We start from the raw sequence: 19,787 nt of genomic DNA on the forward strand, positions 1-19,787 counted from the left end.
GATGCTCAAACACCATACGGACCGCGCGGGCGCGGACCTCAGGCGAGTAGCGATTAGCCATTTTGCTTTTTATCATAACCATCATCCTTACTTAAGTTGATGGTCTCCGACAAACCCGGGGCGATTCATTGAACTGCGGTTCCACCGCACCTTCACGCAGATACTTCTTTACCGTGTTCCGAGACAAACCCGTCCGCCGGGCAATCTCCCTAATTGGCATTTTGTCACGCAATGCCCAGCGTCGAATGACACTCAAGAACCCCATGTCGATCACTCCAAATCCCCCCAACCAAAACCGTCGGGGAAGTGTGTTCACATGGGTCAATTCTCAGTGACAATTTATGGGGCTACCGGGTCAGTTCTCAGAGACAATCAACAGGACTACGTCCTATGTCGGGAAAATTTGGCTGCGTAGCAGGTCGTGGGGCATCCGGTGAGCCGGATGCCATTTTTCGTTCGCCCAGACGGGCTCTCCTGTCAAGAAATGATCTCTTCTATAGCAAACCGGATTCCCGGATCATGCCCAGAAAGTTCACGCAAGGTTTCGTCCTCCGGTCCCTCTCCGCAGATCTGTAAGACAAAGGCTTAAGACCCACTTTCTGCAATCCAGTTTTGTAACTGCATGCGCATGGCGTCGCGCAGCAAAACGACGTCGGACGGTCCAGCAATCATGTTGACGCCACGTGCCGCCAGAACCTCGGCCTCGAAACCCGGCACCGGCATGAACCCGAATGCCTTGCCCGCAGACCGGGTGGCGGCCTCGATCCTCGTGACGGCTTCGGCGAATTCCGGCCTGTCAAAGGCGCCGACCTGGCCCAGTGCGCCAGATAGATCGGTCGGGCCAACAAAGATCGCATCGATCCCTGCGGTTCCGGAAATCTCGTCCGCGTTTTCCAGCCCCATGGCGGACTCAATTTGGGCGATCAGGCACAAACCCGCGTCCGCTCGGGCAACATAGTCTTGCACCAGACCGTATCCCGAGGCGCGTACGACTGCCGAGGCACATCCGCGTCGGCCTGCAGGCGGGTAACGGCATTCGCTGACAAGATCGCGCGCCTGATCACCGGTTTCCACCATCGGAACCATCAGGTTCGTCGCACCCAGGTCCAGCAACCGCTTGATCAGCAGTGGGTCTTGGCCGGTGACGCGCACGACGCAATCCGTCTCGCTGCCCTTTAGCATGCGAAGCGACTGGGTGACGGTATCGAGCCCGTGCGGGCTGTGTTCGAGGTCGACCAGCACGAAGTCATAGCCGAGGTCGCCGGCCATTTCGACCGAGGTAATCCAGCCGTCGCTGATCCAGATGCCGTAGGCAGGGCGCCTGCGTTGCAATTTCTGCTTGAATGTCATGGTAATAGTCCTTCAGTTTCGTTCCAGGCAAATGGCCACGCCCTGCCCGCCTCCGATGCAAAGTGCGGCCAGGCCCCTGCGGACCCCGCTGCGCTGCATCTGGTGCAGAAGCGTGACGACAATGCGGGCTCCCGAACCCGCCAAAGGATGGCCAAGCGCGATTGCCCCGCCATTGGGGTTGATGCGCGCCGGGTCCCAGCCCATTTCGAGATCGACGGCCAAGGCCTGCGCTGCGAATGCCTCGTTGATTTCAAGAATGTCGAGGTCGTCCGACCGCCACCCGGCCTTGGCCAGCGCGGCGCGCGATGCGTAAGCGGGGCCCACCCCCATGTCCATCGGGTCGAGAGCAGCAGAGGCAAATCCCGCGATGCGCGCCATGGGCTCCAGCCCGACCATGCGCAACTTGTTTGCGCTGCCAACCAGAACAGCAGCCGCGCCGTCGTTCAGGCCGGATGCATTCCCGGCTGTGACGGTCCCCTCAGAGTCGAATACCGGGCGCATGGACGCAAGACTGGAAAGCGTCGTGTCCGGCTTCGGGTGTTCGTCGGCAGCCAGCAGTGTTTCGCCATTCTGCACCGCGACGATTTCCTCCGCAAAGGCCCCGGAGTCGCGCGCCCGCGCGGCTTTCTGCTGCGAGGCCAGCGCAAAGCGGTCCTGATCCTCGCGGCTGATGCGGTATCTTCGCGCCAGATGCTCGGCGGTGACGCCCATGTGCACGTCGTGAAACGCATCCCAAAGCCCGTCCTTCACCATCGTGTCGCACGCCAGACGGTCGCCGGACCGTGCCGGGTTACGCAGGTGCATGACATGGGGCGCCGCGCTCATTGAATCTTGGCCTCCGGCGACGATCAACCCGGCGTCTTCTGCCCTGATCGCCTGTGCCGCCAGATGAATGGATCGCTGCCCGGCGCCACAGACCATGTTCAGCGTCATCGCCGGAACACGGGTGGGAATCCCTGCCCCAATACTGGTCTGGCGTGCTGGATTCTGCCCCGCGCCGCCAGTCAGAACCTGGCCCAGCATCACCTCGTCCACTGCTCCCGGATCGACATCCGCATCAGACAGCATCCCGGCAATCACCTGCGCGCCGATCTCGGCCGCGGAAAGACCGGCCAGCGCGCCGTTCAACCGCCCGATGGGCGACCGCCGGGCCGCGCCTATGTAGACATCCGTCATGCGCCTCAGACCCAACCCGCGGTGGACTTGACCTCAAGATAATCGTGCAGGCCCCATTCGCCATGTTCGCGCCCGTTGCCCGATTGCTTGAACCCGCCAAAGGGTGCCCTCGCATCCCAATCGGCGCCGTTGATCCAGATCGAACCGACGCGCAGCCTGCGCGCAACGCGGCGGGCGCTTTCGAGATCGGCAGATTGCACGTATCCCGACAGGCCATAAACCGTGTCATTGGCAATCTCGACGGCGTGGTCTTCGCTGTCATAACCGATCAGCGCCAGCACCGGGCCAAAGATCTCTTCGCGGGCAATGGTCATGTCGTTGGTCACGTCGCCAAAGACCGTGGGCCTGACGAAATACCCGCGGTTCAGCCCCTCAGGCCGCCCCGGGCCGCCGGTGACGAGGGTTGCACCTTCGGCAATCCCCGCCTCGATCAGCGATTGTATCTGGCGAAACTGCGCGGCATTGACCACCGGACCAAGCGAGACATCACTCATCGGGTCGCCCACATCATGCGCCTCAGCCGCGTCGCGCGCCAGCGCCTTAGCTTCTTCCATCCGTTCGATGGGCACAAGCATCCGCGCCGGTGCGCGACAGGCCTGTCCCATGTTGACGAAACACGCATCTACGCCCTCTTTGACCGCGCGGGCCAGGTCGGCGTCGGGCAGGATAATGTTGGCAGATTTGCCACCCAGTTCCTGCGCCACGCGTTTTACCGTATCGGCGGCGACGCGCGCCACGGCGACGCCTGCCCGGGTCGAGCCGGTAATCGAAACCATGTCCACGTCGCCGTGCCGCGCCAACGCTTCGCCGGCGTCAACGCCGTAGCCAGTGATGTGGTTGTACACGCCGGGGGGAAAACCGGCGGCGTCGATCAGTTCGGCGAAGCGCAGCGACGACAGGGGCGAGAATTCAGACGGTTTGGCCACCATCGTACAGCCCGCCGCCAAGGCCGGCGCGGCCTTGACCACCAGCTGGTTCATCGGCCAGTTCCATGGCGTGATAAGAGCACACACGCCGACCGGCTCCTTGGATATCAGGGTTGTGCCGCGTATCTCCTCAAAGGTTTCGTGTTCCAGCGCCTCGATCGCCGCCTCAAGATGCATGCGCCCGACGGCGGCCTGCGCCGCTTTGGAAAAGCCGATCGGCGTGCCCATTTCGCGCACCATCAGCTCGGCCAAATCGTCATAGGCATCGTTATAAAGCGCCAGCAGCCGCCGTAGAAGCGCCAGCCGATCCTCCCGCGGGGTGGCAGCCCATGCGGGAAAGGCGGATTTCGCCGCTGTGACCGCCGCGTTTACGTCGGCCTCGTCGGCCATTGGGATCTTTACCGTCGGCTCTTCGGTCGCTGGATTGATCAATTGGTGCTTTGCGCGCCCGTTCGGACGCACCCATGCTCCGCCGATGTAGAATTTGTCGATCATGTAACGTCTCACTTTGATTTGCCCGGCATGTAGTTGGGTTAGCGCCGTCCACCGGCGATCCGGGCCGCCTCGGGCTGCTGGCGCAGATGGAGTATTGCCCAGATACCCAAGACGGGACCGGGAACGAGGATGAGGAAAGACCAGCGCCATGACCCCAGCGCTTCGGCAACCTGGGGAAGGAGCCAGATCGCCAGAATGGTAATGGCAAAGCCGATACCCATCTGAACCGCCAGAGCCGCACCGACGCGGCGTTGATCGGCCAATTCGGTGACCGCAGCCGAGAACTGGGCGCTGTCGGCGACCACGCTCATCCCCCAGACCGCAGCCACCAGGGCAAAGCCCCAGAGCGGTCCATCGAAGGTCAGCCCGATCAGCAAGGCCGAAGCGCCCGAAAGAGCCATCATGAGAACGGTGGTGTTACAACGCCCGATCCGATCCGCCAGCCAACCGGCCAGCACCGATCCCGGCGCGCCAAGCGCAATCACGGCGAAGACCAACAGCGAGGGATGGTCGAAGTGCTCTGCGGCGACTGGGGCGGCCGCGATATAGGCCAGCACCCAGGCCCACATTGCATAAAGCTCCCACATATGGCCGAAATATCCGAGGTTTGCCAACATAACCGGCCGGTCGCGCAACACCCGACCGATCTGGCCCAAGTCCAGCGGGGCCTTGGCAAAAGGATGCGGGCCATCGCGTAGCACGCAGCCAAAGATCACTGCGGCGATCAGGCTGGCCAGCGAACTGCCCAGCAGGACTGCTTGCCAGTCAAGCCCCGCGCCCACGCCCCGCAACAGATGCGGCAAGGCCGATCCAAGTGTCAGCGCGCCGACCATGGCGCCCATGGCAAGCCCCCGGCCACTTTGAAACCATGTGGCGATGAACTTGAGCGACGGAGGATAGATCAGCGCCAGCGCCGCGCCGGTGGCAACCCGCGCCGCAAACACCCAAGGGAGCCCCGGATCAAGCAGCGGCACGGCGTTGAAGCCCGCCGCCGCCACGCTGGCCACCGCCATCACCCGAACCGGAGGCAGGACATCGGCAATCCCGAGCCCCGCCGAAAGCAAGGCCCCCAACACGAAACCAACCTGCACCGAATTGGTCAACCAAGCCGCCGCCGATGATCCCAGCCCAAGGTGCCCCTGCAACTCTGGCAGCACGGCCGTGGCCGAAAACCATGTCGTCAGAGACAGGACCACCGCCAAGGCGGTCAAGGCCAAGGCGTGCCATTTATTTCGGGCGCGGTCCGTCACTTAGAGCTCCAGTAGCGGCATGGTATAGGTGGTTGCCGTTCCCTCGACACAGACATCACCCAAGCTGTCGATCACCGATACGGTCAACTTGCAAATCGGCTTGTCCGCGCGAACATCAGCGACTTCGACGACGCCGGTGATCTTTTCTCCGACGCCGACCGCTTTCCGGAAATTCAGGTTGGTGTTGAGAAATACAGTTCCCGGCCCCGGAAGGTCTTCGGCGACACAGGCGTTCAGGATGCCGGTCGTCACGCCGCCCTGAACGATCAACTTGCCAAAGCTGGTCTTCCTTGCCAGTGCCTCGTCGTAGTGGACCGGGTTGCGATCACCGGTCATGTCGGTGAAGGCGTGGATGTCCTCCATCCGTGTGATGCGGCTTCGGCGGCTGGTCTGGCCGACCTCGGGCTTGCCGTTGGTGACATTGACCCAGCCATCCTTGGCTACTTGTGTGTCGAGCGTCATGATTATGTCTCCGTTTCTTGTATCAGTTCGAACAGGGGCAGGACCCGTTCACCAACCCGCGTCGGGGCAAAGCGCAGCGCAGCGCCGACTTGCGGCGTGCAAGCGTTTGTCAGGATGTGACTCAACATCACCGGTCCCTCTTTCAGTTTCGCCAATCCGATCACATAGGGGGCCACGGGCCGCCAGCCGGGATGCCCGGGCTTCCAGATCGTCGAAAAGGAAATCAGTTGAGCCGAGCCGCCGACATCCCCCCAGACCAGCGCATCGGCCCAGCAATGCGGGCAGATCGGGCGGGGATAGAACACGTGCCGCCCACAGGCGCGGCAGTTCTGGATATGCAAGCGTCCCGCCTCAGCGGCCGACCAGAAAGGCGCCGTCAAGGGGATCGCGGTCGGTCCGGGGACCTTGAGATCTGACAACACGGTCATGCCGCACCTCCGAGGACAAGAGCGACGGCTTCGCTCATCGTGGCGCCGTTGCCGGTGATCAGGGCGGTCTCGCAGTCCGGGATCTGTCGCGCGCTGCAATTGCCGCGGATTTGGCGCACGGCCTCGACCACATGGGTCATGCCCCCGGCAAGGTCGGGCTGGCCAAAGCCCAGTTGTCCGCCATGGGTGTTGATCGGCTGTCGCGCCTCCGGCCCCATTCCGCCATTGTCGGCAAGCCACCTGCCAAAATCACCCGGCTGGCACAGCCCGGCATCTTCGATCGTGGCGGCGACCATGATCGTGTAACAATCGTAGAAGCTCAGAAAACTGATCGCCTGAACCGCGACACCAGCCTGGCTCAGAGCACGCGCGATAGCAGGTTTCAGCGGCCCGGAGGTCAGGGTAGGCGCCTGTGACACCGCGCGATGTGTCACCTTTTCGCCCGCGCCCAGCAAATGGACAGGACGATGTGGCCCGGCATGCGCCTTGTCTGCCGTGGTGACGATCACCGCCTCCGCTCCGGCGACGGGCATGACGATCTCAAACAGGTGCAGCGGCGAGGCCACCAGCGGCGAGGCCAGCACATCCTCGACGCTGGCTGGCGCGCCGTAAAAGATTGCCATCGGGTTGAGCTGGGCATTCTCGCGGGATCCGGCGGCAATGGCCGCATATTCTTCAGGGCGGCAGCCATGTGCGGCCATATGCGCCTGCATCAGCAAGGCATAAGATGTATTGGCGCCGGAGGCCCCGAAGGGTGTATCGAATTCCCGTGCAGGGTTGCGATTGGGCGACCGGGGCGGCGGATCGTTGCGGTGGTTGCCGATAACGCAGAGCACAGTTTCGCATTGCCCCGCCGCGATGGCCGCCGCCGCGCGCCAGATCATGCCCGGTCCCGACGCACCCCCGAGGTCGACCAGATTGGCCATGTCCGGCTGCATGCCGAAATATTCCGCGACGGTGGCGGGCACGTGCTGGGGCGTCTCGCCGACCTGCGGGCCAACCAGCAGCCCATCGATCTCATCCGGCGCGATGCCGGCATCGGCCATCGCTTCGGCTGACACCTTCATCAGAAGCTCCATAGTCGACACTCCCTCGGTCCGACGCCGGGGCTTCAGCTCGCCGATACCGCTGATCGCGGCATGGGGACGCAGATGTCTCACAGCGCATCCTCCCGCCGAAGGGCTCGGTATTCGGCCAGGCAAGCGGGGTTTGCCAGCGATGCCAGATTGCGCACCTCTCCGCTGTTGACCGTGGCCCGCGCCGCGCCTTCAACCCGTTTGCCGTTGATCGTATAGGGAATCTCCGACACCAGATGGATGCGGGCGGGCACATGGCGTGGCGAGGCCTCGGCTCGGATGCGCGCGCGCAGTCCGCGCAGCAGATCCGCGCTCAACGGTTTCCCCTCGGCTGGCTTGAGGGCCAGCACCACCTCTTCATCACCCGCATGGTCGGCACCAAAGGCCAGGAAATCGTCCAGTTCCGGGAAGGTCTCGCAAACCGCGTAGATCTCGGAAATCCCGATCCGCACGCCGCCGGGTTTCAACGTATTGTCCGACCGACCATGCACATAGCCGCCGCCGGTCGCAGTCAGCTCGGCCACATCGCCATGGGTCCAGACCTGGGACCTGTCGGAAAAATAGGTCGCGTGATAACGGGCCTCACCATCCTCACCCCAAAAGGTCAGCGGCATCGAAGGAAACGGTTCGGTACAGACCAGGTCGCCGCGACGGCCAATCACGGGGCTCCCCCGGTCATCCAGCACCTGCACCGCCATGCCAAGCGCCGGCACCGTCAATTGCCCACGGCGCACCGGGTGCATCGGTGAACCGATGAGAAAACAACCCAGGATTTCGGTCCCGCCCGATATAGAGGCGAACATCATGTCCGGTTTGACGGCGGCATAGACCCAGTCGAACTGATGCGGCAGACAGGGCGCGCCACAGACCAGCAAGGCCCGGAGCGACGCAAGGTCATGCCGCGCGCCGGGCTGGAACTCCTCGGCTTGCAGGGTCGCCAGATATTTGGGGCTGACCCCCATATGGCTGATGCCCGCGCTTTCGATCAGCGACCAAAGCGGCGCGCAATCCAGCCCCGCAGGGGTTTTCAGGATCGGTGATCCGTCATAGAGCACGATGGCCGCGCCCGCCGCCAGCGCCGACACCATCCAAGGGTACATCATCCAAGCGGTATTGGTGTACCAAAGCACCCGGTCACCCACCCGCACGTCTCCGTGCAGCACATGTTCCTTCAGGTGTTGCAAGACCACGCCCCCCGCGCGATGCACAATCGCCTTGGGCGCGCCGGTGGTACCGGAGGTGTAAAGGATATAGGCTGGGTGATCGAACGGCAGCCGCCGGAATTCCAGCTTTTGGGCCGTGCCAAAATCTTCTTGCCGGATACCCTTGCCCCCGGGCATCCCGCCCGGACCAGAGAGCACCAGAACCGCCAAGCTTGGCACCCCCGCCATGACCTCGGCAATCCGGTCGCCAATGTCATGATCACGACCGGCGTAGCGATAGCGCGTCGCAGCAAAGAGCACTTTCGGCGCAACCTGACCAATCCGGTCAATGATGGCCGCGGCACCAAAGTCCGGCGAACAGGCAGTCCAGACCGCCCCCACTGTCAGCGCCGCGAGCGAGGCCACCAGCGCCTCGAACCGGTTGGGCAAAACCCCGGCTACGCGGTCGCCGGGCGTGACACCTGCGGCTACCAGCCCATCGGCGGCCTGCGCCACAGCGGCCCGCAACGCGCCGCGAGTGAAAAAGCGCTGCTGGCCATTCTCGTCGGCCTCAATCACGACGGTATCGCCGTCCGCGCCCTGCAACATGGTTTCGGCCAGATTCAGCTGTGCATCAGGAAAGAAGCGCGCGCCGGTCATCCATGCCGTGTCATCCGGCACAAACGCACGGGCGCCCTTGTCTCCGGGAACGCCACAAAAGTCCCAGAGCGCCGACCAGAAACCGCCCAGGTCGCTCACCGACCAGCGGTGCAAGGCGACATAATTCTTGGGGTCGAAACCCTGCAACAGGGCAAACTTCGCCAGTCCGGTGGAAAGCGCCCTGCTCTCCTCCGGTGTCCACATGGTCGTTTCAGTCATTTATGCTACCTTTGTGCGCCCACTGAGCCGCTGAACCGTGGTCCAACCGACCCTGAGGATTGTTGCAAGGGTGATCAGCCCGAAGACCAACGCCAGCGGATAGTCCCATACACTGGAGCCCTTGGTGATGATCAGCGACTGGCGGATGGCCAGCTCAAGCTGCGGCCCGATGATAAAGCCGATGATGAAGGTCACGAAGGAGAAGTCGAAACGCTTCAGAAAATAGCCGACCACGCCGAAGACCGACATAATGAACACCCCGAAGACACCACCGCCCTGCAGATAAGCCCCCACCGCACTGAAGAAGAAGACGCCAGAGAACAGGAAAGTGAAGGGCAAGGTGATGACCCGGGCAAAGAACCGCATGCCAATCCACCCGATCGCCAGCATCAATACCGAGGCCAGCAACATCGAGCCAAAGAGCCCCTGCATGAACTCTGGATTTTCGCGCATCATCAACGGTCCGGGGATGATCCCGTGCATAGTGAACCCCGCCGCAAGGATCGCGGCGATGACACTGCCGGGGATCCCCAAGGCGAAAAGCGTGATCAGGCTGGCCGGAATGACCGCGTTATCCGCGCTTTCGGCAGCGGCCACACCCTTGATATTGCCGCTGCCGAACGCGATTTCGTCCTTCGATATCTTGCGCGCCAACCCATATGAGGCGAACGAGGCAATCGCCGCTCCCAGGCCCGGCAACAGCCCGATCCCGCCGCCCACCAGCGTGCCGCGAAAGATCGTCGGCGCAATTTGGCGCAGCTCTGCAGGGGACAGGTGGTTGTCCTCAGGCAGCGACTTCGCTAGAATCTTTTCACCGCTCTTACCGGACTTGCGCAGTTTCAGTTGCTCTTCGAATTGAAGCACCATCTCGGCCACAGCCACGATGCCGATGGCCATGGCAATCAGCGGCAGCCCATCGAACACCAGCAGCGATCCAAAAGTCATTCGTTGGGTGCCGGTTTCAACCTCAAGCCCGACCGAGGCCAGCAGGATACCGATCATACCGGAAATAAGCCCCTTTGAGAGCGAAGTGCCCGACAGCGCGGCAATAAAGGTCATTGCAAACACCAGGATCGACGCCAGTTCGACCTTGCCGATCTGTACCGCGACCGAGGCCAGCGGCGCAGTCAGGAAAATCAGCAACCAGGTCGAAAAGAAATCCCCGACGGTCGAGGCGACAAGCGCCACCTTCATCGCCTTCACCCCCTTGCCCTGCCGCGCAAGCGGATACCCGTCCATCGCGGTGGGCACCGAAGACGGCTCGCCCGGTGTGTTGATCAGGATGGCCGAAACCGCGTTACCGGCTGTCGATCCCTTGGCGATGCCGACGAGAAAGCCAATAGCGCTGACCGGGTTCATCGCATAGGTAAGCGGGATGGCAATGGCCGCCGCCGTGACCTTGCCCAGCCCGGGCATTGCGCCCACCACGTAACCCAAAAAGATGCCCGCCGCGACAAACAATATGTTGGAAAAGGTAAGCGCCTGAGAAAGAACGCTGTTGATCGTGTCCATGGTTTTTTCCTCAACTTACGTAGAGACCGGCAAGGTCCAGCAGGAACCAGGTGGCGCCAGTCAGACCGACGGAAAACGCAATGACCGTCAGCGGGTTGCGGGTGCCGGTCAGCAGCAGGCAAGCGGCCACCATGACGGCGGCAGGTATCCAGAAACCGATCCAAACCATCGCCAGAGCTGCCAAGGTCGGGATCGCGATACAGACCGCAAGGATGCCGTAGCTGCGGGCAGAAACGCTGAACTCCGGGATCGCGATCTTTAACGAGGTCGCCAACTTGTAAAGCGACAGCACAAAGATCCCGATGGCACAGATCTGCGGCATCAACCTTGGGGACACGGTGGCCCAGTCGGGATCCGCAATCTGCCAAGGAATGATTACGAAATAGAAGACCGCGGATCCGATGGCGAGCAGTGCAAAAAAGGCTTGTTCATCGCGTGTCATGACGTGCTCCGAAACCGGCAATTCCCACCGGTACAGGGGAATGGGACCGGGCGGGCCGCCTGGCCCGACCGGCATGAGACATCACTTGCCAAGCAGGGACTTCGCGCCCTTGTATTGCCGAGTCAGCTTTTCGGTTGCGGTGTCGCTGTCGCGATAGACGATGGGATACTGGATGGAGTCCATCACCTCTTTGTGTCGGTCACTCTCCGATGCGGCACGGACCGCCTCTTCCAGCCGGTTCACCACATCTTCCGAGAGGCCCTTGGGCCCGGAAATCACAAGGTTGTTCTCCATCGATACACCGTAAAGTTCGAACGCAGACGGCACTTCGGGATTGGCCATCAGACTGCCGTCGCCCAGCAGGTTGAGCAGGACCACCAGGTCGCCGCTTTCAACAAAAGGCGTATGCACTCCGCCCGATACGGAAACATCAGCGTCCCCGGCAATCAGCGTCGGCGCAAGCGTTGCGCCGCCCTGCCCCGGAATGATTGCGATCTCCAGCCCCTCGGCCTTGGCCAGCGCATTCATCACCGCGACCGTGACCTGACCCAGGGCATACCATCGGGTGCCAGGGTTTTCGCGGGCGTAGGCGACGAATTCTTCCCAAGTCTTGTAGGGCGCATTGGCAGAGGCGACGATCGCCGCCTGAAATTGTCCGGTTGTGCCGATGATTGTCAGGTCCTGCGGACCGAAAGGCAGGTTTTGAAGCAGCGGGTTCTCGATCATCGATACCGAAGCTGAGGCTGCGATGGTATAGCCGTCAGGCTCGGCCGGAAGCACCAGGCTTTGGAGTCCAACGGTGCCGCCAGCGCCCTTGCGGTTCACCACCTGCACGGGCTGTCCGAGGATCTCTTCCATCTTGGGTGCCAGTGCACGCGCCTGGGTATCAACACCGCCTCCGGCGGCGGTCGGAACCACCAGGGTTATTGCCCGCTCCGGATATTCGGCAACGGCCGCACTGGCGATGGTCGCGACCATCAGCGCTGCTGGAATGGTGGCTTTCAAGGTTCCAAGGACCCGCATGTATCTTTCCTCCCGGCGAATGTGCCGACCCATCTCCCAAGGCCGGTTGATTGCATGGGCTCAATTTACGCCCCCCTCCGCACGTGGGATATGGGTCGGCGTGTCAGCATCCATGTGAATACTGCTATAGGTTTGCTAACCCCATTTGTATAACCGAAAAACAATGCCAACCAAGCCGTCGGACCTTGCCATTCAGGCCCGCTCGCGGCTAGTTTTGCGCAATGGATATACGAAATCTGCGTCTTTTCATGGCCGTTGTGAAACACGGCAGCATCTCAGCCGCCGCGCAATCACTGGATATGGCGCAGCCGGTCCTGTCGCGACACATCCGAAATCTGGAGCTCGAGCTCGATGCCAAAGTTTTTGATCGCCAGCCCCGCGGGGTGGCACCAAATGCCAGCGGCCGCGCCCTGATCGAAGCAACGCGCTCGATCGAGGCCAATTACCGAAGCGCGCTTCGTGACCTTGCAGAAGCGCGGTCGGCCACGGTCGGCACCTTGCGAATAGGGGCAACCGCCTCTTGGCTGCATCGAGCGCTTCCCGCGACCGTGGCCGACCTGACCACCAGCCATCCCTCGGCGCGGATCACCATCTCCCGCGGGTTGCCCGACGCCCTGATCAACGACCTGCTGAAGGGACGGCTCGACATCGTGCTGGCCCCGGTCGGCGCTGTCGAAAACTATGCCCCCCTGCTCGACACAGAGGTGATTTATCGCTCGCGCTACGCCGTGGTCGCCGCACCAAACCATCCCGCCCGGGTCACAGAAGTGCAGAAGCTTGAGGATCTATTGGAATGGAAGTGGGTGTTGCCGCGCAGCGCCTATGCGCGCAAATTGTTCGATGCGACCTTTGTCGCAGCTAACCTGGCGCCGCCTGAGCCCGCCATCGAACTCGAGGACGCGAGCGCGATTCTCGGTATCGTGTCGCAAAGCCCGTTTCTGACCTTTGGCGATCCGAACGTCGCGTCTGCCGCCATGTCCTACGCGTTGCCCTGTCCGGCACTGGAGATGCACGTCGACCAAGGCTGTTTTACCGTGCGCAAGTCCACACCAAGTCCGCTCAGACGGTTGTTCATCAAGACGCTCCGGCAGCAGGTCGGTGGTTGACATGGACCTGAACCATTTCCGCCTGTTCTTGAAGGTCGCCGAGCTTGGCAACATTTCCGCCGCCGCAAAAGACCTTGGGATGAATCAACCGGCGTTGTCACGCTTCATCAGCCGGCTGGAGGACGAGCTGGGCACACCGCTGTTTGAACGCCACCCCAAGGGCGTGGAACCCAACGCTTTCGGCCGAATCTTGCTGCATTACGCCCGCTCGATCGACGCGAACCTGCAAGCTGTCAGGCGCCACATCGAAAGCTCCGGCAAGGAGACCGTGATGATCGGGGCGGGATATGTCTGGCAACGAGCACCGATGACGACGGCCTTGGTCAATCTCTCGACGGCATTTCCCGCTGTCCACGTCAGGATCGTGTCCGGCGTGCCGAAACTGCTGCACGCGGCGCTGGCCAAGGGCGAGTTGGACATGGTCCTTGGATCGACCTCCCGCAGCGAAGTCTATTCTCAGACGCTTAAGGCGCATGCACTTATGGAATTGGACATGGTGGTGCTGGTCTCACGCGATCATGCCCGTGGCCATGACCGGACAGCGCGCGTTGCCGACCTTGCCGAAATGCGCTGGGTCTTGCCCGAAGGCACTCTGATCCGACAACATTTCGAGGATGTTTTTGAGGCCCACGGCATCGTGCCGCCCCTCCCCCATGTCAGCGTCAACGATGTGTCCACCGCGCTTGAGATCGCCGCTTCCAGCGATTTGGCGACACTGTCGTCCTCCACTATCATCGGTGACGACCTGCGCCGCCGCCTGGTGCAACTGCCCTGCCCCGAGGTCGAAATCCTGCGCAATTCCGGTGCGACGCTCAGGCGAGGGGAAGAACCCCACAGGTACTGCGCCGCATTGTTGGATGAACTACGCGCCCTGATCTCTGAAGGCTCGTGGCAGCCGACCCGCTGAGTCAGCTAACGAAAACAGCCTTTTCCCCCGGCACCGGCGTCGCCCCGAAAGCGCCGCGTTGGCGAATGGCATCGCGCCCGCCGTTGGCGACAATGCGCGCGGACTGGTCCGAACGCGCCAGAGCATCAATGGCTTCAGGGTCAAGAATGTTGCGAAGGATCGCCTCGTATTCCGCGCAGATCGCGGCATGGGTCTCGGATTCAATAAGGTTCTCGCGCTCGTCCGGGTCTGTTTCGAGATCGAACAATTGGTTGGGAAGGCCCACGTAATAGACGAACTTGTACCGGCCCTTGCGCACCATGTAGACGGCGGTATTGGCTGCGGCGGCGTGATACTCGGAAAAGGCCACCCGCTCGGGATCGGGGTGTGCCGCAACCTGGAACAGGCTCTTGCCGGGCATTTCCGCATCGTCCTGCGGATAGCCCGGTGCGCCGACGCTTTCGAGGATTGTTTGGTAAAGGTCAACATGAGTCACCGGCGTGTCGACCACCTGGCCCCGCGCGATCCCATGCCCGGCCATGATCATCGGCACGCCGACGCTGTCTTCGTACATGTTGTACTTGCCCCAAAGCCCCTGATTGCCATTCGCCTCGCCGTGATCGGAAGTGTAGATTACTCGGGTGTTTTCGGCCATGCCGCTGGCCTCCAGCGCGTCCAGGACCAGCCCGACATTGTGATCGAGAAAGGAACACAGCCCGAAATAAGCCGAGACAGACCGGCGCACCACGTCCTCGGAAAATGGCGCATCGCAGCCCTGGAAAATCCGGTGGGTCCGCATCGCCGGGTGCTCCGGGCGCGCGCCCGGGTCCAACAGATAGGGCAAGGGCATCTCTTCGGGCGGATACATCGCATAGAACTCCGCCGGGCATTGAAGCGGCGGATGCGGACAGACAAAGGACACCATGGCCGCCCAGGGCTTGGCCTCATCGGCCTTTGCCTTCGCAAGCAGCCATTCAGCGGCCCGTGCGGCAATCTTTCTGTCATATTCGGTATAGGGGCTGTCCCCCGGCCCGGCATCCTCGTGGTAGCCGCGGTATTTCTTGAGCACCGCCGTGTCGTCACGCAACAGGCCCAGAAGCGCCCCGCCGCCTTCGGCGACATGCATCGGAAGATGCTGACGGTCAAAGCCTGTGGGGTCCGCCTCGGAGCGGAAATGCAGTTTTCCTATCGACTCCACGCTATGGCCCTCGTGGGCCAGCCGGTGGCCCCATGACGGCACTGATCCGTCATATCCTCGGCTGTTGTCCCAGTAACCGGTCTGATGCACGTAGCGGCCGGTGGCGATCGCCGCCCGGGCCGGAACGCAGATCGGAGAGTTGCAATAAGCGCTTGAAAAGCTTGTTCCCTGCTCGGCCAGCCGGTCAAGGTTGGGCGTCTTGACGATTGCGTTTCCGTAACAGCCAAGCGCCTTGGGTGAATGCTGATCTGACATGATGAGCAGCGTGTTTTGTGGGGTCATGGCGGGTTCCTCGATCTGTCCCGAAAAGCCTATCGCCACCCAAGGCCCTCTCGGCACCGTTCAATTTGTTCATCGGCATGCAGATCCGGTCATACCTCGCAGCCATAGCAGATCCGGCATGGCATCTGACGATTTCGACCCTGCTGCGGCGGACTTGGTCCGGGCACAAGGCGAGCGAGCCCTAGGAGCTGGAGAGAACAATGCCCCCTCGCCTGACACGCGCGCAGATTTTTCATTTTCGCCATATGCTGAAACGCCCGATCCCAAGCACAATGGGTCCGCTCCGCTGCCGCCCCGCATTGCTGTTGCGGCTGGAAGACAGCGAGGGCGCCTTTGGCTGGGGCGAGATCTGGTGCAACTTTCCGCCTGATGGTGACCTCCATCGCGCTAGGCTGGCTGCGAATGTTCTGCCTGCGGCGCTGGACGACGTGCCATTGGAGCGGGCTTTCGGCACGGTCGCCCAGCGCCTGCACAGGATAGCCCTGCAAGCGGGCGAACCCGGCCCGGTGTCCCAGATCGCAGCCGCCGTCGACATAGCCCTGCATGATCTGGCCGCACGCCGGGCCGGGCAACCGCTCGCGCGCTATCTTGGGGCCAACAGGCTGGCCGTTCCCGCCTATGCCAGCGGCATTTCCCCCGATGCTTTCGAAGACCAGATAGCGACCATGCGCGCCAAGGGTTATCTCTGGTTCAAACAGCGCGTCGGCTTTGGTCGCGATGACAGCCTGCCTGAAGCAGAAGCGGCAGCCAGGGGTCTGCATTCCGACGAGGGCTTCATGCTCGACGCCAATCAGGCATGGGATGTGGGAACGGCAATCGCCAGTGCAAAACGGCTGGCCCCTTTGAACCCGGTCTTTCTGGAAGAGCCCCTGCCGGCCGACGCCCCGGCAAGCGACTGGGCGCAACTGGCAGCGGATTGCCCGATCCCGCTGGCGGCCGGCGAAAACCTCCGCGCACAGGAGAGCTTCGACGAGGTGGTGCAGGAACGGGCGCTCTCGGTCCTGCAACCCGACCTGTGCAAGTGGGGCGGTATCTCGGGATGCCTGGCTGTTGCGCGGGCCGCAACGGCGGCAGGTCAGACCTATTGGCCGCATTACCTTGGCGGCGGCATCGGCTTGATGGCCTCGGCGCATCTGCTGGCCGCGGTCGGCGGCACCGGCCGCCTAGAAGTCGACAGCTCCGAGAACCCGCTATTGACGCATTTCACCCCTGCCGGGCTAACCCTGGACAATGGTCAGTTCCCGCTGCCCGACGCCCCCGGGCTCGGGTTCGATCCTGACATCGCGGGGGCCTCGGACCTGCTTTTCGATACACGAGACCTTGCGTTGACAGACTGATGCCGAAGGCCACCAACAAAAGCGAAGCGTTGCTGCGCAAGAGTGCCGGGATGATATCCCTGACGCGGCCGTGGTTCGCCCTGGTCACACGGTCCAGCCTGCGCTCGGACATGATTGCAGGATTGACCAACGCAGCAATTGTCCTGCCACAAGGGGTCGCTTTTGCGATCATCGCAGGGCTGCCGCCGGAGCTCGGCCTTTACACGGCCATGATCACCTCAGTGATCGCAGCCTTCTGGGGCGCGTCATTGATCATGGTGTCGGGGCCGACGACCGCGATATCGGCGGTGCTCTTCGCCTCGCTCGTGCCACTGGCCACCCCGGGCAGCGCATCTTATGTCGCGCTGGCGCTGGCGCTCACCGTAATGGTCGGAGCGATACAGTTGGCGGCCGGCTTTGCCCGTCTGGGTGGGTTGATCTCGTTCATCTCGCATTCGGTAATTGTCGGCTTCACGTCTGCTGCAGCCTGCCTGATCTTTGCATCGCAGATCGGACCAGCACTCGGAATTGCGACGGAACGTGGCGGTGGGGTCATCGATCGGCTCGGCCGCTTGCTGCATGAATGGGATCACGTAGATCCGACAGCGGTCCTGATCGCCGCAACGTCGTTTGGAACCATCCTGCTCTGCCGCCGGGTCTCACGCCATCTGCCGGCTTACCTTCTGGCTCTGGTCACCGGGGCGCTGGCCGGTATCATGCTTGATGCTCATGCGGTTGGGATCAGCATGTTCGCACCCTTGCCGTCGGTTGTTCCGGCCTTCCAGATGCCATCGATCGGGCTTGATGCACTCACATCGCTGTTTCCAAGTGCCGTCGCAATCGGCATCGTCGGATTGCTAGAAGCCGTTTCGATCGGCCGGACCTTCGCGACCCGAAGACAAGAGCCCTATGACACCAATCAGGAGATCGTGGGACAGGGACTGTCCAACATGATTGGCGGCTTTTTCCAAGCCTATGCTGGGTCAGGTTCCTTCACCCGCTCGGGGCTGAACGCAGAGTCCGGGGCACGTACACCTTTGGCAGCAATCCTCGCCTCAGGCTGGCTTATGGTGATGCTACTCGTACTCTCGCCCTTTGTGGTTCATATCCCGGTGCCCGCCGTAGCAGGCATCATCCTGTTCGTGGCGTGGCGCCTGATCGACTTTGATGAAATTCACCACATCCTGCACAGCCCCGCCGAAACTGTCATACTTGTCCTGACCTTTCTTTGCGGTGTGCTGATCGAGTTGGAATTCTCGATCATCGTCGGAGTGCTTGCGTCCTTGGCAGTATTCCTCTTCCGCAGCGCGCATCCGTTTGTCGGAATCGGCGCTCCGACAACGATTGATGGTCACCGCTGCTTTCGCAATTCGGACCGGTTGAACCTGCCGAGTTGTCCGCACATCGGGTTCTACCGGATTCAAGGCCCGATCTTCTTTGCCTCGGTCGATCAGCTAGAGAAAAATATGCGGGACATTGAAAGCCGACACCCGACCCAGAAGACAAAAGTGTTGATCGTAAAGGGTGTCGGAACGCTGGATTTGGCCGGGGCGGATTTTCTGATCAATGAGGTACGCCGAGCACGTGCCGCCGGCGGTGATTTTTTCGTGGTGACCGGATTTCCGGAATTCATCAATGCCATGCGAAGATACGGCGTTCTGGACGTGCTGGGCGAAGACCACCTCCACAAGAACAAGAACGAAGCCGTGCGCGAGACAGTGGCGAGAGTGCCCCCTGAAACCTGTGCAGCTTGTGGCACACGGGTATTCTTTGAATGCGTTGAGCGGCCGTGCACAAGGACAAAGGCGCGAGAATTTGGCACCAATCAGAATGACATTCATCAATTCTGGCCTTGAAGTTTCTATTGCTTTGAACAGGGTTATTCCACGGTGGCGATGCAGCGCGTATCCAGAGCGAAAAAGTTGCAATTTGCAGCCGTCTACTCTCGCGCAAACGTTGGCTAGAATGATAAGCCTGAGGTACTGGGCGTGATCTGCCACTCAGGTTTCATCCAGCCATTGATATCGCGTTTCTGTTAGGTTCTAACGACTCCCGGTCATTGAACTATCGCGTGGCCATAGCAGTGTCCCAAAGGATGGTGTAATTTCCGTCGGCGTCTCGGGCTGAGTGGAGCCTTCGAGTAGCGAAGCGAGGCCCGCGCGGGTCGCTTGGCGGCCACGGTTGTTCTTCGGCTAAGGTTCGGTTGGCGGACCTGACCTTTGATCGAAGGGAACGATCATGACCAAGGACAGCCTATCAGAAGTTGCCGGACTGCGCGCGTTTTTGTCAGAGACATCTGACAGCAACCTGCTTGCCGAGATGCCCGGATTCGTCGCTGACCGCTTCATGGCGCTGGACGTCGATCGGCTCTGCGGGGCCGAGGCGCACGAGCGTAGCGACGACCGGTTGATCCGCCCAACACCTATCCCTAAGGTACGCCGAGCGGCTGGCCAATGCCGAGGTTGACCCATCAGTCGGGGCGGTCGGGGACTCCCACGATAATGCTCTCGCCGAATGCGGAATTGGTCTGGTTAAGGCCGAAGTAATCAAGCAGCTCGAGCCTTCGAAGATGATGCAAGACGTCGAGTGGGCAACCATGCACAGGGTCGATTGGTACATTCAGGACCGGCCACTCAGCGCAATCGGCTATACGCTGCCAGCCGAGGCCGAGCGGCGATGCCTTGAACGAGGCGAAGCTATGGATAAGGTCGCGTAACGCGTTGAACGAAACGCTCTCCGGGCAAGCCAGGGCAGTTCAGGTTGAATCGCCCCGGTTTTACCGGAGACCTTTAGCTTCATTTCACGCGACCATATCGAGGACGTCGCGCTGTGCATTGT

General features: G+C 61.8%; 18 protein-coding genes and 1 pseudogene. 6 read left to right on the forward strand and 13 right to left on the reverse strand.

All coding sequences use genetic code 11. From position 1 onward, the window contains the following. Window positions 1-130: 130 nt before the first annotated feature. From Q4577_RS22385 to Q4577_RS22440, 12 genes and pseudogenes are all read right to left on the reverse strand, one after another. Window positions 131-265 (reverse strand): annotated as a pseudogene (locus Q4577_RS22385) (helix-turn-helix domain-containing protein); the annotation flags it as partial. Window positions 266-585: 320 nt separating this feature from the next. Next, window positions 586-1,350, reverse strand: coding sequence for an HpcH/HpaI aldolase/citrate lyase family protein (locus Q4577_RS22390; RefSeq protein ID WP_303472965.1), 765 nt, complete (start codon window positions 1,348-1,350; stop codon window positions 586-588). Window positions 1,351-1,362: 12 nt separating this feature from the next. Then, window positions 1,363-2,526, reverse strand: a complete 1,164-nt coding sequence (locus Q4577_RS22395) for an acetyl-CoA C-acetyltransferase (RefSeq protein ID WP_303472968.1) — start codon at window positions 2,524-2,526, stop codon at window positions 1,363-1,365. A 5-nt stretch (window positions 2,527-2,531) separates the two neighbouring features. Beyond that, complete coding sequence (locus Q4577_RS22400) at window positions 2,532-3,947, reverse strand: aldehyde dehydrogenase family protein (protein WP_303472970.1); 1,416 nt, start codon at window positions 3,945-3,947, stop codon at window positions 2,532-2,534. 38 nt (window positions 3,948-3,985) lie between these two features. Further along, window positions 3,986-5,197, reverse strand: a complete 1,212-nt coding sequence (locus tag Q4577_RS22405; protein WP_303472972.1) for a nitrate/nitrite transporter — start codon at window positions 5,195-5,197, stop codon at window positions 3,986-3,988. Beyond that, window positions 5,198-5,659 carry a MaoC family dehydratase gene (locus tag Q4577_RS22410; RefSeq protein ID WP_303472973.1) on the reverse strand — a complete coding sequence of 154 codons (462 nt, stop codon included), beginning with the start codon at window positions 5,657-5,659 and terminating at the stop codon, window positions 5,198-5,200. It lies immediately after the preceding gene. 2 nt (window positions 5,660-5,661) lie between these two features. Then, on the reverse strand, window positions 5,662-6,087 hold the full coding sequence (locus Q4577_RS22415; RefSeq protein ID WP_303472975.1) for a Zn-ribbon domain-containing OB-fold protein: 426 nt from the start codon (window positions 6,085-6,087) through the stop codon (window positions 5,662-5,664). Continuing rightward, window positions 6,084-7,247: a thiolase family protein gene (locus Q4577_RS22420; protein WP_303472978.1), complete on the reverse strand. Its 1,164-nt coding sequence runs from the start codon at window positions 7,245-7,247 to the stop codon at window positions 6,084-6,086. Before Q4577_RS22420 ends, Q4577_RS22415 begins: the two co-directional genes overlap by 4 nt. Beyond that, entirely contained in the window at window positions 7,244-9,184 is a 1,941-nt protein-coding gene (locus Q4577_RS22425) for an acetoacetate--CoA ligase (RefSeq protein WP_303472979.1), read from the reverse strand. Before Q4577_RS22425 ends, Q4577_RS22420 begins: the two co-directional genes overlap by 4 nt. Next, window positions 9,185-10,696, reverse strand: coding sequence for a tripartite tricarboxylate transporter permease (locus Q4577_RS22430; RefSeq protein ID WP_303472981.1), 1,512 nt, complete (start codon window positions 10,694-10,696; stop codon window positions 9,185-9,187). Window positions 10,697-10,706: 10 nt separating this feature from the next. Beyond that, window positions 10,707-11,138 carry a tripartite tricarboxylate transporter TctB family protein gene (locus Q4577_RS22435; RefSeq protein WP_303472984.1) on the reverse strand — a complete coding sequence of 144 codons (432 nt, stop codon included), beginning with the start codon at window positions 11,136-11,138 and terminating at the stop codon, window positions 10,707-10,709. A gap of 81 nt (window positions 11,139-11,219) precedes the next feature. Next, window positions 11,220-12,161, reverse strand: coding sequence for a tripartite tricarboxylate transporter substrate binding protein (locus Q4577_RS22440; RefSeq protein WP_303472986.1), 942 nt, complete (start codon window positions 12,159-12,161; stop codon window positions 11,220-11,222). Window positions 12,162-12,382: 221 nt separating this feature from the next. Here Q4577_RS22440 and Q4577_RS22445 point away from each other — a divergent pair, with 221 nt between their 5' ends. Both Q4577_RS22445 and Q4577_RS22450 read left to right on the forward strand, forming a co-directional pair. Then, window positions 12,383-13,267, forward strand: coding sequence for a LysR family transcriptional regulator (locus tag Q4577_RS22445; protein WP_303472988.1), 885 nt, complete (start codon window positions 12,383-12,385; stop codon window positions 13,265-13,267). A gap of 1 nt (window position 13,268) precedes the next feature. Next, entirely contained in the window at window positions 13,269-14,174 is a 906-nt protein-coding gene (locus Q4577_RS22450) for a LysR family transcriptional regulator (protein ID WP_303472990.1), read from the forward strand. Between the two features lies 1 nt (window position 14,175). On the opposite strand, the gene Q4577_RS22455 is transcribed toward Q4577_RS22450, so the two are convergent. Then, complete coding sequence (locus Q4577_RS22455; RefSeq protein WP_303472992.1) at window positions 14,176-15,633, reverse strand: sulfatase-like hydrolase/transferase; 1,458 nt, start codon at window positions 15,631-15,633, stop codon at window positions 14,176-14,178. A 200-nt stretch (window positions 15,634-15,833) separates the two neighbouring features. Between Q4577_RS22455 and Q4577_RS22460 the strand changes: the two genes are divergently transcribed. The 4 genes from Q4577_RS22460 to Q4577_RS23750 all read left to right on the forward strand — a co-directional run bounded on the left by Q4577_RS22460 (window position 15,834) and on the right by Q4577_RS23750 (window position 19,665). Continuing rightward, entirely contained in the window at window positions 15,834-16,970 is a 1,137-nt protein-coding gene (locus Q4577_RS22460; protein WP_303472993.1) for a mandelate racemase/muconate lactonizing enzyme family protein, read from the forward strand. Further along, window positions 16,970-18,805 carry a SulP family inorganic anion transporter gene (locus Q4577_RS22465; protein ID WP_303472995.1) on the forward strand — a complete coding sequence of 612 codons (1,836 nt, stop codon included), beginning with the start codon at window positions 16,970-16,972 and terminating at the stop codon, window positions 18,803-18,805. Before Q4577_RS22460 ends, Q4577_RS22465 begins: the two co-directional genes overlap by 1 nt. Before the next feature lie 382 nt (window positions 18,806-19,187). After that, entirely contained in the window at window positions 19,188-19,415 is a 228-nt protein-coding gene (locus Q4577_RS22470; protein WP_303472997.1) for a hypothetical protein, read from the forward strand. After that, window positions 19,396-19,665, forward strand: coding sequence for an integrase core domain-containing protein (locus Q4577_RS23750; RefSeq protein WP_368397949.1), 270 nt, complete (start codon window positions 19,396-19,398; stop codon window positions 19,663-19,665). The genes Q4577_RS22470 and Q4577_RS23750 overlap by 20 nt, the downstream gene beginning before the upstream one ends. Window positions 19,666-19,787: the final 122 nt, after the last annotated feature.

Source organism: Marinovum sp. 2_MG-2023, from assembly GCF_030548265.1.
Classification (GTDB): Bacteria; Pseudomonadota; Alphaproteobacteria; order Rhodobacterales; family Rhodobacteraceae; genus Marinovum.

Excerpts from the sequence above, each read along its gene's own strand:
- Q4577_RS22390 (WP_303472965.1), bottom strand. The coding sequence starts at position 1,350 with ATGACATTCAAGCAGAAATTGCAACGCAGGCGCCCTGCCTACGGCATC.
- Q4577_RS22395 (WP_303472968.1), bottom strand. The coding sequence starts at position 2,526 with ATGACGGATGTCTACATAGGCGCGGCCCGGCGGTCGCCCATCGGGCGG.
- Q4577_RS22400 (WP_303472970.1), bottom strand. The coding sequence starts at position 3,947 with ATGATCGACAAATTCTACATCGGCGGAGCATGGGTGCGTCCGAACGGG.
- Q4577_RS22410 (WP_303472973.1), bottom strand. The coding sequence starts at position 5,659 with ATGACGCTCGACACACAAGTAGCCAAGGATGGCTGGGTCAATGTCACC.
- Q4577_RS22415 (WP_303472975.1), bottom strand. The coding sequence starts at position 6,087 with ATGACCGTGTTGTCAGATCTCAAGGTCCCCGGACCGACCGCGATCCCC.
- Q4577_RS22425 (WP_303472979.1), bottom strand. The coding sequence starts at position 9,184 with ATGACTGAAACGACCATGTGGACACCGGAGGAGAGCAGGGCGCTTTCC.
- Q4577_RS22430 (WP_303472981.1), bottom strand. The coding sequence starts at position 10,696 with ATGGACACGATCAACAGCGTTCTTTCTCAGGCGCTTACCTTTTCCAAC.
- Q4577_RS22435 (WP_303472984.1), bottom strand. The coding sequence starts at position 11,138 with ATGACACGCGATGAACAAGCCTTTTTTGCACTGCTCGCCATCGGATCC.
- Q4577_RS22440 (WP_303472986.1), bottom strand. The coding sequence starts at position 12,161 with ATGCGGGTCCTTGGAACCTTGAAAGCCACCATTCCAGCAGCGCTGATG.
- Q4577_RS22445 (WP_303472988.1), top strand. The coding sequence starts at position 12,383 with ATGGATATACGAAATCTGCGTCTTTTCATGGCCGTTGTGAAACACGGC.
- Q4577_RS22450 (WP_303472990.1), top strand. The coding sequence starts at position 13,269 with ATGGACCTGAACCATTTCCGCCTGTTCTTGAAGGTCGCCGAGCTTGGC.
- Q4577_RS22455 (WP_303472992.1), bottom strand. The coding sequence starts at position 15,633 with ATGACCCCACAAAACACGCTGCTCATCATGTCAGATCAGCATTCACCC.
- Q4577_RS22460 (WP_303472993.1), top strand. The coding sequence starts at position 15,834 with ATGCCCCCTCGCCTGACACGCGCGCAGATTTTTCATTTTCGCCATATG.
- Q4577_RS22465 (WP_303472995.1), top strand. The coding sequence starts at position 16,970 with ATGCCGAAGGCCACCAACAAAAGCGAAGCGTTGCTGCGCAAGAGTGCC.
- Q4577_RS22470 (WP_303472997.1), top strand. The coding sequence starts at position 19,188 with ATGACCAAGGACAGCCTATCAGAAGTTGCCGGACTGCGCGCGTTTTTG.